Raw genomic sequence first — 14,791 nt, forward strand, 5'->3', positions numbered from 1 at the left:
CCGTAAGGATCAAAGACTTCTGATACTCCTACGGTCATGGCTCCTGTCGGGTTCTGCGCTTCTGCAGTTCGAAGCACAATCGAAAAAGTCATTTCACACCGACGCACGTTGGACGAAGCGCCCGACAAAGGTCGAGTATCTCGCCATAGCCATAGTACCGGTCGACGCTGAAGGCGCCCCGACAGGGTCGTCGGGGCTTTGCGCCTGGCTGGGTCGGCCTTTGCGGTCCGTATACGGGCATAAGCTTCGGCGCCCTGGGCGAAATAAAGCTCTGCTAACCACTTTCTGCTTTGGTTATTGCAACGGTGGTTTACGCATGCAAATTCGCTCATATAAATCTTCGAATGTTACCGCGTTGAATATCTCTTCCAATTGCGGCGACCTCCAGAGATTACTCCCCCTCAAACAGATCTGGATTTCGGTGGCGATAAGACTATCGCCGCCTAAATCAAAAAAGTTGTCGCCCAGACCTATTTCTTTGACGCCTAGAACCGGCTTGACTTTTCGTAGGAATAAGCTCCTCGGATCATCATCTCTCATTATGTTCGCATTGCTATTTACGATTTCTTCTGGCGGAGATATTTTCCTTTCGTAAGCTTGCTCGTCCGGCGTTATTGTCCGGGCCTGATCCACCCACTGTCTTATGCGCGAGGGCAAGGGTTGCGTCGCTACAATCACCTGGCCGTCCTCAACGGTCGCCAGGATGCGCTCGATAGCGTCGATCCCTTCGCCCGAACTGAGCGCCAGATCCCTGGCTTGAGATGTGCGGTAGGCGGCAGTCACCTGCTCATCGTAGGAGTAATCCCAGTCATCCCAGTTGGAATTGATCCACCGAACCCCAAGTCTGCCCAGCACCTGGCGCGCAAATGCGTCCATGAACCTGTTGGCAGCGGCATAAGCGGCCATAGCCGGCCCACCGAGAATGGACCCAAGGGACGAGAAAAGGAACACGAACTCCGGAGATTGCGAGTGGACGGACTGTACCCACTGGATCGCACCGTAAAGATTGCGTGTCCCTACGATTTTGGTGGCGAACTCATTGGCAGAGGTCGTGTCCGTCATCTCCGAAAGGAACTTCAAGTTGCCCAATCCGGCGGCGTGGAAGATCCCGTCAATCCTCCCGAATTCCCGAACCGTCGTATCGAGCACGACCGACAAGCTGTCGAAATTTGATACGTCCGCCTGGCGAAGGATCACCCGGCCGTTCGCATTCTCAAGCGCGGCCAGTCGTCGCATCCAGCCATCCTCATGGAAACCAACGCGCCCGGAACTCAAAGCGGCGGGTGCAGCACGGCGGGTTACCGCTACGACCGTCGCCCCAAGTTTTACCAGGTGTTCGGTCAAGGAAAGACCGATTCGCCCGAGAGCTCCAGTGATCAGATAGACTCCTTCGGGTCGGAAAATCTCCTCACCGGGAACTCGTGCGGTGAGGGTTACCTCGGGAAAATGTGGCACCCACCGTCGGTTCCTGCGGAGCGCAACTATCGCATCGGGACTGGGCACGTCACGTCCGATTTCAGCCTCTAGCTGATGGCCTACATCCGGGTCCTCAATATTCAGATCCACAACCCGGCAATCAACCATTGGGTTTTCCTGCGGTAACACGATGGCCGGGCCGAAGACGCACGCCTTTTCGGGATCTACAGGTTCATCACCGACCTGCACGATCCGGTCACCAATGATCCAGAGGTCAACCGGAGTCTGGAATGGCAATGTGGAAAGAACTCGCGCCAAGTCGAGTATGGCCTCGTAGCTCCGCAAAAGATGGGTCTGTACCGTGTTCGGATCCTCATTGGCTTCCGCAGCACCGTTGAGGTGCCAGAGGCAGAGAATGCGGTCAGCGGCACGCTCTGAAGCGATCTCGGCGTCGAAGAGCGCCTTTAGGCCTTCTCGGGTGGGATCAATAAAGATTGTAGACCCCTTGATTTTCACGGGCGAATTCGATGGTTTGGCCCGTCGGCAAACACGGACTACTTCGTGACCCGCATCCTCCAACTGCCGTGTGATGCTGTTTGCCAGCGCGTCCCCCGCGCGCTCCACCTCACCAAACGGCCGATCGGCGAGCACTAACCAACGTAGAGCCTTGGTTCTTCCGCCACCGGGGAGCGCGCGGGGAAGCATTTTCTCTGTCCAGGTCTGCGCATAGGTGAACACTTCCCCCCTGTGACGTTCTCGCTCCCCAGGCTGCCGTGGAAGCGTCGCGCCCGCATGCTGACCGTCCGGCCAGCAACGGTGGCCATCAAACGAGTACGTTGGAAGGGGGATGCGTCGGCGAGTTCCGAATGGCTCCAGTTGATCACTGGCCCGCTTCCAATCCACCGCAACACCTTTGGCCCAGAGTGCCCCAAGGCATTCCAAAAGGACATGCCGGTCGGTGGAGTCTTGATCGTTCTCGTCACGCGCGGCTGGGACAATCGCTGGGATACTCGTCTTCCGACCCTTAGAATTGATCGCCTCATGTGCGAAACGCGCCAAATGGCGCGAGGGGCCAAGGTCAACGAGTGCAGTTGCTCCGCCGGCGACCGTGGCTTCGAGGGAGCGATCGAATCGGCTGACCCCAGTTGCTTGCCTGCTCCAGTGGCTCTCCGGTAAGGGCATCTGCGCCCCATGCAGAGATCCTGAATTCAGAGCGATGGCGACATCCGGCAGACGCTTTTCAAGGATGCGGAAGTTCGCGTCGATGATATCATGCGCTGGCTTCATCAACGGAGAATGGCCGGGCACCCCAGCTGTATTAAGGAGGTGGTTGGGAATCTCTGCTTGTTCGAGCCTCTTCCGAAGCGTTTCGAGAAGTTCGCGCTTGCCAGTGAACACGACACCAGCTTTTGAGTTCACCACACCGACGCTGATCTCGCCAGCTTCAGTTCGATCACGCCAGTCGTCCTCTACAAGGATACATTCAGCCTCATCTGGACCGCATCTGGCCGCAAGCATAGCACCGTCGATACTAAGGTCAGCCATCGCACGGCTACGAACGGCCGTCAGCTTAACAGCATCTTCCAACTCTATAACTCTCGCCAAGGTGGCCACGACATAGTCGCTCATGCTATGTTCAACAAGATAATCGGGATGCACTCCAGATTGTTCTAGCAAATGTGCCATGGCGTATTGCACCGAGAAAGTCATGATACTTATTTCTTCGAAGGAAGTGGTCGCATATGCGTCGTCTTCCCCGAACATGACCGACTCCAGGTCACGATCCAGAACCGGGCGACTAGCGACGGCACAAGCCAGGAAAGCCTTGCGAAAGTCCGGCACGTGATCAAACAGGTCCTTGAACATTCGCGGGTGGTGCACTCCGCAGCCCGGCAGCATGAACGCTATCGACGGCGAGGAGAGGGCCCGATCTGCCGGACGATTCGCCTCTTCTTCTAACCTCCCGATGGCCGTGTCCAAGTTGCGCGCTACGACGACAGTTCGATAATTGAACTGGCATCTCGCCACGCGCAGCGTGTGTGCGACGTCACCGAGATTGATATCCCGGTTGCGGCGCAGGAACGCGGCTAGATTCCGGCAGGCCCGGCTTAGCGCCGACGGGGTCTTTGCAGATAGGCAAAGGGCGTGAGATCCCCGCGCTACCGATCCGGGCCAAGACCTAGCGTTATTGCTGTCCCATTCCTGCAGCACGACATGGCAGTTGGTTCCGCCGATACCGAGTCCGGTGACTCCGGCAGTTCGCGGGCGCCCCTGCGGACGAGGCCAGGGTCTAAGCTGCTCATTGACGAAGAAGGGCGTATCCTCCAGACCCAGGTCTTCGTTCAGCTGGTTGATGTTGATGGTCGGGGGGATTACACCGTGCTGAAGGGTGAGAACTGCCTTGATAAAGCTCGCGACCCCTGCGGCGAAGTTGGCATGGCCGATATTCGGCTTAATTGACCCGAGCGCACAGGCGTTTCCCGTGTCCTCTTGACCCGAGAACACCTCTGCCAGAGCGTGAACTTCGATCGGGTCGCCGACCTTGGTGCCGGTCCCGTGAGTTTCGATGTATTCCACGTCTTCAGCGCCGATTGCCGCAGAGGCAAGTGCTTGGCGCACAACTTCGGCCTGGCCTCGCGCGCTAGGCGCTGAGTAGGAGGATTTGGTGCGGCCATCGTTGTTAATGGCACATCCTTTTATCACTGCGTGGATTGGGTCTTCTGCCGCCAGAGCATCCTCGAGGCGCCTGAGAACGACGACCCCAACGCCGTCTCCGAGCACAGTGCCACTGGCATCGGCATCAAAAGCTCGGCAGACGCCGTCCGAAGAATTGATGAAGTTTTTGACATACTGGTATCCCGCTTGAGGGAAGGTGATGCTCGCCGCGCCTGCTAGCGCCATGTCGCAATACCCGGCCGCGAGTGACTGACTGGCGACCGCAATTGCCACCAGCCCAGTTGAGCATGCGGTTTGCACCGCAATGCTTGGGCCGTTGAGGTTCAGCATGTAGGACACCCGCGAGGCAAGATAGTCCTTGTCGTTGCCGAGCTCCGTCAGGAAAGCGAGCGGCGCGTTGGTTGGATCGATAAGGCCGCCACCCTTCAAATGGTGTAATAGATAGAGGGGGAGCGACGAACCTGCGAACACCCCCGTCCGGCCCTCATGCTGAGTTGGCGCATAGCCGGCCGACTCGAGTGCCTTCCAGCAGCATTCGAGAAAGAGGCGATGCTGCGGGTCCATTAACGTTGCCTCACGGCTCGAGAGGTTCCAGAAATCCGGATCGAAAAGGTCCACATCTTGGAGATGGGCGCCCACGCGGACATAATCGGAGCGCTTCAGGACAGACTCCGGAATGCCCCGGGCCTTGAGTTCCTGCGCGGAGAGCGGGGCGATCGAGCAGACCCCTTGGCAGAGGTTTTCCCAGAGTGCATCGACTGTTTCCGCGCCGGGGAAACGCGCGGCCATACCAATCACGGCAATGTCCATACCGGAGCCGCGTCGGCCGTCCAACACCTTAACATGCGGCCTGCCCGGCGAGACTGGCGGTGTTTTCGGGAGCTTCCGGTTTAGAGCAGGTCGCTGTTTGCCGCCGCGCTTGCGGAGAAGCGCCGCGAGTTCTTTAAAGGTTGGATTGAGGAAGATCTCCACGACGCGGAGATCTACCTTCAGGCTTGCGCGAAGCTGAGTGCAAAGACGGGCAGCCAGAAGGGAGTGTCCGCCGCAGTCGAAAAAGTTGTCGCCCGGATCAGCAGCCTTTCTCTGAAGAAGGTCGCGCCAGGCTGCGCGAAGTGCCGATTCGACCTCGTCAGCACATGTCGCTGGAGTGCACGCCTCTTTCGCGAGGTCGCGGAGGCGCGACCGATCAAGTTTTCCGTTGGCAGCAATGGGAAATTTCGTCAGAGCGACGAATTCCGACGGAATTGCGTAATGCGGTACCTCAGACTTCAAATGCGCCCGCAAAGAAGCCTCCCACCCCTCGCTCTCATTCCGCAAGACCACATAGGCGATCAGTCGAAAAGGCTGGCCGGTCGTCGGATCGAGCTCCGGCAGGACGGCAGCGGAGCTGACGCCGGAGTACCGAAGCAAGGCAGCCTCTACAGACCCGGGTACGACGCTGTACCCTCGGATCTTCACCAGGAAAGCGCATCGCCCGATAATCTCCAACTGGCCGCCGGGCAGCATGCGGCCAAGATCGCCAGTGCGGAACATCTTGCCATCAGCGCTAAACGGATCGGGAAAGAACCTTTCCCGTGTCATCTCTGGATCGTTGAGATATCCATCAGCCAATATATCGCCGCCGACGAAAACCTCGCCCAAGAAGCCTACTGGTAGGGGGTCGCGTTGCTCCCCGAGGACATAGACACTGGCATAGCACTGAGGCGGACCGACCGGAACGACCTTTTGTGTTGTCGCAGGATCAATCTCGCTCAAGTCGATATACGTGACATCGTTTGCCTCCGCAGCGCCATAGTAATTGATAATTTTGACGTGCGGGAGCGCATCCCTCACACGTGCAAGCAACGATGCTGTCACCACCTCGCCTGATAAGTAAATCAATTGGAGATCCGGAAGACGCGAGGGGATGTCGAGGAGGCCGCTGCTGAGAAGCACATCCAGCAGTGAAGGCGTCAGCAATGTTCTGGAAATTCGATTTCGTTCCAGGTAGTCGACCAGGTGGGGCGGATCGTAGATAACCTCGTCCGGTATCAGATATGCAGGCACCCCGGCGAGGATCGGCCGCATTATCTCCCAGACCAAGAAGATATTAACCGCCTCTCGCTCATCAGGCGCGTATGGCAGCGCGCGATAGCGCCACTGGTAAGAGCATACAGTGCTTCGGTGGGGGCAGACGATCCCTTTCGGTTCACCGGTGGTCCCAGACGAAAATACAATCTGAGCCGGCGCATCGAGGTCCACCGATTGGGGATTGACTGGAATGGCCTTGCCGGGTTGCTCCTCCCAACCCTGGTCGAGCGAGAGCGCAATACCCGACCAGTCAGGAGGAAGGTTAGCCGCGAAGCGGTTGTTGGTGACGACGACTTCAACAGACGCCTTTTCAAGTATCCGCTTGACCGCAGCAACGGGCTGAGCTTTGTCAAGCACGACGTAAGCCGCACCGGTTTTAAGGATTCCGAACAACGCGACGGCGTATTCAGATGAAGTATCCATTAGGAGACCCACGCGCGAACCTCGGCCTTGGCCATGTCCAAGCAGGTGACTGGATAGAATCTCGCTCAGGTCGTCGAGCTCACGGTAAGTTAGGATCCCAGTCCCTGAGACGACGGCAGGTGCCTTTGGCTTGAGGGCCGCTTGTTTGCGAAATTGGTCATGCAATGGTAGTTCGGGATAAGGTAGGGGCTCGGCAATTCGGATGGAAGCCGGGAGTTGTGCCTTTACTTCCTTAACTTCACGCAGGAGGGTAGACACCACTTCCGCCGTCATGGAATGGGGGTAGAAGTGATCGCTGTCAAAAATAATCCGGGCGAAGCGCGATGTCGTAAGCCGACGCCAACCGTCCAGATCATTGGGATTGATCATTTCGTCTTGAGCGCCCCCCATCGCGGTGATTGCGGCGTTGAGGGGTGTTGGTAGATTCCGGTCGTAGGTCTCCGCAATTTCGAAGTCAGCCCGCAGCGGCGGCAAGATGAAGTCATGTAGGAGTTCCTCATTTGCCAGCGCCTCCGTAGGGACCATACCAAGCATTCGGACCACATTGATTAACTTGTCATCCTCGTATCTATACATGGGCGGCTCATCCGCCGGCACTTCCGCCGACGGGTGAGCTGACACGACCAGATGGAAGGGAGATTGTCGACCCGCCTTCTCCAGGGAACGGGTAACCTCGTAGGCCATGAGAGCACCTACGCTATGACCGAAGAAAACAAAAGGCCGGTCACTGTACTCGCGGAGCGCCTCTGTCACCATGAATACCAACATATCCATGCTGCGGATGGCGGCCTCCGATGACCGCCTGGCGCGCCCGGGAAGGTTCAGACAAATAAGCTCAATGTCTTCGGGAAGATATTCAGACCAAGTATGGAACGACTGTACACTACCACCCCCATGCGGGAAGCAAATTATCCGATACGACGGCGAAGCTGAACTCTTTACGACGCTCAGCAATGCTTCTTCTTCACCAGGAAATTTTCCCATTTCTCCAACTCCTCCAATGACCACTTCGATTTAAATAACTGCATCTATCTTGACGTCATTAACTTTACACTGACTACCGATACAGCCGATCTTTCTTCCAGAGAATGGGAAAATCTAGCTATGACATCTTGCACAGCGATGGAACTCCCACCGTTTTAGCACCGCTACAATGATGCCCTCATTCTGCAGACGTCGCACCCTACCTCCGAAGAATGTGACGTCCGCGTAGCTCTTTCGAGGGCTTGTGATAACCAAGCCGTCAACGGGCCAAGCGAGTGGCGGCCCAGTCGAGGGCATGGGAAGCCTTGATGCGCTCTAGCGCGGCTTGCCCCGATGCGGCCTGTCGATCCGAGATGCCCATGACATTTCCTTCGGTCAGTCGCAAATTTGAGTAACTTTATCGAAAGATAAGATAACATCGACACAGCCTACAGCGAGTAAATATTTGTTATAATTACGTTAAGGTCGCCATTTGCGAAAACTTGATGAATGTAAACTTTTGTAAAATCGATTTTATTGGCCAAAGAGTTCAATTGGCGTCTCAAGGCATTTTCAAGATAGTTTTAGCTTCGCACCAGCCGCACGTAAGGCGACGCTGTTGGCAAAAGCGACCGCTGTTGCTTGAAGGACAGGCATGGTCATTGAGGTCCGGCAAAAAATAGAGTGCGCGAGCTGGGAGGTCTCACCAACCCAGCCGCCGACCACAGCGAGACGCGAGCAGCCGCACGCCGCTCAAAACCCGCCAGGCCTCGGGTGTTCTCCCTTAGGACCCTGCGTCGGCGGCTGCCGCTGGTAAATGCATCGACGGGACAAAATAAAACTGGTTGGAGGCTTTGATTGCTAGCCCTCGAAGTCGAGGGACCACAGCCATCGGCAGGCGTTTCATAGCCTCTGCTCCGCAGCAATTCGCGCCAGAATTGCCGCTGTTGGGCAGAGCGACCAGCTGTATGGCTGCGGGCTCTGTGTGCCACGCTCGGCGGGCCGGCAAAACTCTATCTCAACCCCGCAGAGCATAAAGTTATTCTTGCATCAAATGCAGGTTGCGCAATGCTTGGCGGCCGAAATCGGGCACGTCGACATCCTGCCCCGCCTCGATGATCGAGCGGCGGATGGCTCGCGTGCGGGTGAAGAGATCGAACAGCTTGTCGCCTTCGCCCCAGCGGATCGCCCGCTGCAGAGAGGCGAGATCCTCCGAAAAGCGCGCCAGCATTTCGAGGATCGCGTCACGGTTGTGCAGGCATACATCGCGCCACATTGTGGGGTCCGAGGCGGCGAGGCGAGTGAAATCGCGGAAGCCGGAGGCCGAATATTTGATAACCTTGCATTTTGTGACCGTCTCCAGATCGTCCGCCGTGCGGATCATGTTATAGGAGATGATGTGTGGCAAGTGCGAGACGATCGCCAGCGTCATGTGGTGGCGCTGCGGGTCCATCGTGTCGATATTGGAGCCGCAACGGCGCCAGAATTCGGAGAGCTTCTCCAGCGCGGCAGGGTCGGTGCCTTCCAGCGGTGTCAAGATGCACCTGCGGTTCTCGAACAGTTCGGCAAAACCCGCATCAGGGCCTGACTTCTCTGTGCCGGCCAGCGGATGGCCGGGGATGAAGTGTACGCCCTCCGGCACCAAGGGCTGCATCTGAGCGATCACGGAGGCCTTGGTGGAGCCGACATCGGTGAGGATAACACCCTTCTTAAGCGCCGGTGCGATCTCCTCAGCCGCGGCGCCGCAGGCACCGACGGGCACTGAGACGATGACTAGGTCGGCCCCGCGCACCGCCTCATTCGCGTCGGTCGTGTAGTGGTCTCCGAGCTTCAACTCCTGGGTTCGCTTCAGGGTCTCAGGGCTACGAGTTGCAATGGATATATGGCCGGCCAGCCCCTCGCGGCATATGACGCGCGCCAGCGAAGAGCCGATCAAGCCTATGCCGACCAAGGCGATCTTTTCAAACATGGGTTTAGACATGACTAGCTTTTCAGGGACTCTGCGGTGACTATGTCTCGATTGGCTTTTTCGGGTCTGACCCGTTATCCCAACGCATTGAGACAACCGTAGACTTCAACGCGCCGGAGAATATAGCCGCGCGCCGTGAGATAATCTTGGACTGCTTGCGGGCACGCGGCTTGAGATGTTGGCCGCGGGTGATTCAGTAAAAACAGTCTTCTCGTGCTCCTTAGATCAATGTTGAGCGAGATCACTTGCTTACCTGGTGCGCGGCGAGCCGCAGATTGTTCCTATTTAGCTCGCCGTCGGAAATGGGGTGATCGACCAATTGACTAAGTCGACGGCATGCTGAAGTATCGCCTCGGTTCCAGCAAGGCTGGGTGAAGTGACGATGACATGTCCGATCGACATGTCTCGCCAATCGCCTTTCCTGACGATCGGCGTCTTCGGTTTGACATACAATTTGGCCTCGACGACGCCACATACAGCAGCCGCCTGACTGTCCCCATCGATCCAGTCGAGGATGCCATCGCGATCAGGTTTTAGGTACCGCGCAGCCGCAGTGTGCGAACGCCTTGTCCGCAGATCGCTTTTGTCGCCGGTGACTAGCTTGATGTGCTCAGTGATGAGATCGATACCGTAAGCCAGCTGAATCTGTTGGAGGTCAATGCGAGTCGTGCTGCGGAGACGCCGCAAGGGGATGCTACCTCAGTGAAAGAGACGCAATGGCCCGCAATGTCTATGGCACTCGAATAGACGTGCCCGTACCGGACATTTTACGGATTGTAACCGGCGTGCCGGGGCGCCGGGTCGCTACCCACCACATGTCGGTATTTGCGTCTACCCCATTTGAATCGACACCATTCCTCCGATACCTTTTCTAGCGAAGAAATTTCTCTTGGCCCTCCCCAATCCCGAGCAAGATCTTCCTTCCAGTTATTCAACCATCCCGGATTAAACATCGTCTCTACGTAACGAATGCCGTGGTCTGGAAAAATGGTTAGAACGTGCTGCGAAGGCTCCTGAGCTGCACGCCACTCCGCAACGGCAAGAGCGGCACCGCTTGATGCTCCGACAAGCATTCCAGTTCGTCGATGGAGATCTTGGACCTTCTGAACCATTTTCGGAACGGGCACCCAGTGGACTTCGTCGCAGCTTTCAAAATTTACATTGCCCATGGGAATTCCCGCCCCCATTCCTAGTATCTGTTCGAATGTTTCCCTGCACATCTTGCTGATCCGCGGAGCCTGGGCACCAAAAATCACGCTTCTGTTGTGGTCGACAGCGATTACTTCTAAGTTAGGGTTCTCACGTTCCAAGACAGAGGCAATTCCAAAGAGAGATCCTCCACTACCGACTGTACCGACTATTGAATCAATTTTTGGCTGTGATAGAAGGACTCGCTCGGCAATGAATTTATAAGAGAGAGAATTTAGCGGATTTGTATATTGTTGCGGCCAAAAGCTGTTGGACATTGACGAACGTAACTCGGCCAGCACCTCCAAACGCGCCTGCTGTATCCCACCTTCGCAGTTTTTACTGGCCTGGACCGTATGCAGGATTGCGCCTAAATTCTCCAATCTCCAACGAACGATTTGCGACGTTGGACCCGTGACGAGCGTTAGGCGCAAGTCATATAAAGAACACAGGATCGATAGAGCTAAGGCGAACGTGGCAGAACTGCTTTCAATGACATGGCCGCCCGGCCGCAAATGTCCGCTTGCCAGCGCGTCATCGAGAATGTGCTTCGCTGGTGTAAATTTCATCAGCTCGAACTTCGCGGCGACGAGGTTGTGCGCTAATGGCACGAATCGGGGAAAGGATAGCGACTCGATGACGTTGGCGCTAAACTGTTTTCTAGCTAAATCCATAATCTGACTCCTCAATTCAGGACCCTGCAACTAGCGACACGGTAAAACTGCGGCCTTGCCGGCCGTCCTAATCGATTTTGTCTCGCCGGTTGACCAGCGACAGTGCCGGAGTGTGGAGAGTCATCGATGTCATCGGCGGTGTAGGTGAACCGGCGCGCGGTCTCGGATAGGTGAAAAAATGGCACAACGTGTTCCAGTTCGCCACCAGCCCTAAAAAGTGCCCTTGTCGTCGGCCCGGTTTCCAGGCGGCGGAAGAACCGCTCCCTTCGATTCTTCGCCCAGACCTAAAAGGGTGTGACCGACAAATCGATCAAGTTGACTGCATGCTGAAGTATCGCCTCGGTCCGAGCAAGGCTGGGCGAAGCGGCGATGACATGCCCGATCCAGTCTCGGTAATCACCCTTCCTGACGATAGGCGTCTTGGGTTCAACGTACAACTTGACCTCCGCAACACCTGATACGGCGGCAGCCTGACCGTCACCATTGACGCAATCGAGGATGCCATCGCGATCGGCCAGCAGGAACCGTGCCGCCGCCGTCTGCGACTGCAATCTGCGCAAGTTACATTCCTCGCCTATGGCAAGCTTCACGTGTTCGGCTATGAGATCGACACCGTAAGCCAGCTGAATCAGTTGAGGAGAGGGCGCACCAGCAAGGCGCGGGTTGGTTTCGATGACAATCGGGCCACGTTTCGTCCACCGGAATTCAATGCAGGCTGGCCCCCAACCCAGGCCAAGAGCCCGCAAACAGCTCAGCGAAATATCGGCGATACGCTTATGCTCGTCTTGAGTGAGATGCGCCGGAAAACTACTCTCACGGAATACGAAATGCGGTAGAGGGCCCGAGTCGCCAGCTTCAATCCCAATGATCTCATTTCCCATCATATGCGCAATATAGTACGGGCCTTGGGCGAATTCTTCGACTAGTATCCTCGGGGACCCCCTCCATTTATGCTTGCCGCTCAAAAGATAGGTCGTGTGATCGGCCAACTCATCGACATTGCAGCACAATCGAACGCCGCAGCTCCCGCTACCTACTGCAGGCTTAACAATCACTGGCAACCCGATCTCCGCCGCAGAGGTTTGTGCGTCGGTCGTGTTCGTTGCCAAGCGGTATGCAGGCATTGGGACCCCCACCGCCGCGAGGACCTGACGTTGAGTAAACTTGTCGGCGCATCGCTCAACAGATGCCGGATCGGGACCCGGCACGTTGAAGTGCCGGCACAGCTTCCCAACTGTTGCATAGACCGACTCGTCGACGCGCGCAAAGCCGCTAATCCCCACAATGTCATACGTCGCACTGAGCTGCGAACATTCACGAATGAGCGCATCGAGATCATTTGTATCGACACGGATCGCCTCGCTTCTGTCTGCCGCAAGATAGTCGTACTGAGCTGGATCAGCTGACAATGTAATTGGGTGGAGAGCAAGTCGCTTGGCCGCTTGGACATATCGCAACCCATTGCCCCTTTGATTTCCTTCAACTAGAATAAACGCTTTTCTTGTCATTGGTGTAAATCCCATCGTGAGTACTGTGGAGCAGTCTGGCCACCTTTATTTGTGTCCGGCTTCCGAGCTTGCAATTAGGGTACCACTGTCGGCGGTTTGCGGTTGCAAAGGTTCGGTGAATTTGATTAAAGGTCGTGTTGCGACGGCTGAATTCTGCTCGGGGTCCTCGGTGTCGCTGGTGTATCGAAGATCCATCTCGATGAACTTACTGGACCGAGTGGAATACGTTGAGCTGGCTGCCCTCCTTGGGACGCACGCCATCGTGTTCTGGAGTCGCAAGCTGGCGCGGTCTGACACTACGGGTTCAGCTTGATCGCGGCGAGCGATCATCCCGACCGTGACACCGTTGCCAGTTGCGGCCGCCGTTTCTTGCCGATATCGAAGCGGCCTTTGCCGATGCTGGAGATGGTTCGGCAGGTCGGCATACTCAAGGTGGGCACGGTTGCTCTGGACGGCACCAAGATGCATGCCAATGCCATGCGGAAGATGTGATGCATCGGCATCAGAGCACCCGAGGGTGGCAAGTTGCGAACAACGTCCATCGTCCATTGCGCATCTCATGGGGAGCCAGTGATGGTCATGTAGATTTTTGGTGAGTTGTCGAAAGACGATACATGGGCGAGCACGGAACGAAGCGTCCGCGGGAAGTCAGTCGCGCTTCGATCGAGGAGGATTCCAATCATTGTGCCGCTGTGCGCGACTACGACGCCGAGAGCGCCAGTGGCCTCGGATGCCTCTAGCATCGAATTCAGATGCCTCTTCGGAGCTTGCTCCTGATGAAGGAGCGCGCTGGCCGTCGCTATTCTGCCTATCGTGGCTGTGTCACCACGCGGAATTGCTATCCGTGCGCGGTCGAGTAGTTCTTGATACTCTGTTCTGCGACTGGTGGAGATTTCACCTCGCCGTTGATCATAGTCCACGGTTTCGACCGTCCCTCCTTCATCAATACCAACTATTGCAAGTGGCGGCATTTGCCCAAGGAAGAAGAGAAGACTACATGCTCGCTGTTGGTATGCGACGACGCCAGGATACATAACACCGTCGGATGGCTCGATTTCCGCCATTAGCTTCTCGATCAACGATGTCCGGACTCTACGCTTGAGGCAGCAGGCGATTGACCGTGCCGTCGCAACAAGGTCCGCAGACGAACTGGCCAGCCCTTTTCCTTCGGGTATTTCAGATTGCAAAAGGAGAATCCCTCCTGAGGTGCCGAGGGCAATCACGAGATTTTCAGCCAACCGTTTTGCCTTGACTTTATGTGGAGGATAAACGGTTACACGTCGTGCGCCGGGAATCGGTATGAAGTAGGCCCGCGTAAAGATCGCGATGGGCATCGTGATCAAAAAATGGCAATCACAGGGAAGGGAGCCCATCGGCAACTGGCCTTGCAGCAATTCGCCGAATGTGCCGCAACAAAGAGCCTCGGCCTCGGTAGAATGAATTGCTGGCTGCCCATCTTCGGCGATCAGCTCAGCCGTTTCTTCGAACGCCTGGTAGCACATGTATGGCCGCCAAATTTCATTGGTGGCCGCTTCAAGAAGTTTGGGACTCGGGATGTCTGCCATATACTTCCTCTATGACTGCGCTGCTATTCGTTAATAGGAGAATATCTAGATCGTCGCAGCACAATTACCTCATGCTACTTGCAAGTATTTAGCGTCTCGGCTGCCAGTTCTCCGGCTTCTTCACTACCATTGTCCTGGACTTTTGGACGCAAATATTTTGTGAAAATTACTTTTAGGATCTGTAACAACTTTTTGAGTATCGGCGGCGCCCTATGATGCCTCGGAAGAGACCGCCATCTGCGTTGTGGATGAGAGCCGCGAAAGGACGCCCAGCCTGCGTGATGTCGGGTCGAGCCACGCCGCGGCTTGTTGGCGCGCCGAAGAGGTGGTGGGCGCATG

The 14,791-nt window shown here is 56.4% G+C and carries 6 protein-coding genes and 1 pseudogene; all 7 read right to left on the minus strand.

Annotated elements, in window-relative coordinates:
* Positions 1–294 precede the first annotated feature (294 nt).
* Positions 295–7,569 (minus strand): SDR family NAD(P)-dependent oxidoreductase, encoded by a 7,275-nt coding sequence (locus tag NKJ93_RS30595; RefSeq protein ID WP_352592952.1) that lies wholly within the window; start codon positions 7,567–7,569, stop codon positions 295–297.
* Positions 7,570–8,587: 1,018 nt separating this feature from the next.
* Positions 8,588–9,529, minus strand: a complete 942-nt coding sequence (locus NKJ93_RS30600) for a prephenate/arogenate dehydrogenase family protein (protein WP_352592955.1) — start codon at positions 9,527–9,529, stop codon at positions 8,588–8,590.
* Positions 9,530–9,802: 273 nt separating this feature from the next.
* Positions 9,803–10,168: pseudogene (locus NKJ93_RS30605) on the minus strand (ATP-grasp domain-containing protein); the annotation flags it as partial.
* 116 nt (positions 10,169–10,284) lie between these two features.
* Entirely contained in the window at positions 10,285–11,379 is a 1,095-nt protein-coding gene (locus NKJ93_RS30610) for a pyridoxal-phosphate dependent enzyme (protein ID WP_352592958.1), read from the minus strand.
* 284 nt (positions 11,380–11,663) lie between these two features.
* Positions 11,664–12,887, minus strand: a complete 1,224-nt coding sequence (locus NKJ93_RS30615; protein ID WP_352592961.1) for an ATP-grasp domain-containing protein — start codon at positions 12,885–12,887, stop codon at positions 11,664–11,666.
* 45 nt (positions 12,888–12,932) lie between these two features.
* Complete coding sequence (locus NKJ93_RS30620; protein WP_352592964.1) at positions 12,933–13,436, minus strand: hypothetical protein; 504 nt, start codon at positions 13,434–13,436, stop codon at positions 12,933–12,935.
* Between the two features lie 8 nt (positions 13,437–13,444).
* Positions 13,445–14,452, minus strand: a complete 1,008-nt coding sequence (locus NKJ93_RS30625; RefSeq protein WP_352592967.1) for a GHMP family kinase ATP-binding protein — start codon at positions 14,450–14,452, stop codon at positions 13,445–13,447.
* Positions 14,453–14,791 lie beyond the last annotated feature (339 nt).

Origin of the sequence: Mesorhizobium sp. M0028 (assembly GCF_040323855.1) — a bacterium.
In the GTDB taxonomy this organism is placed as follows: Bacteria; Pseudomonadota; Alphaproteobacteria; order Rhizobiales; family Rhizobiaceae; genus Mesorhizobium.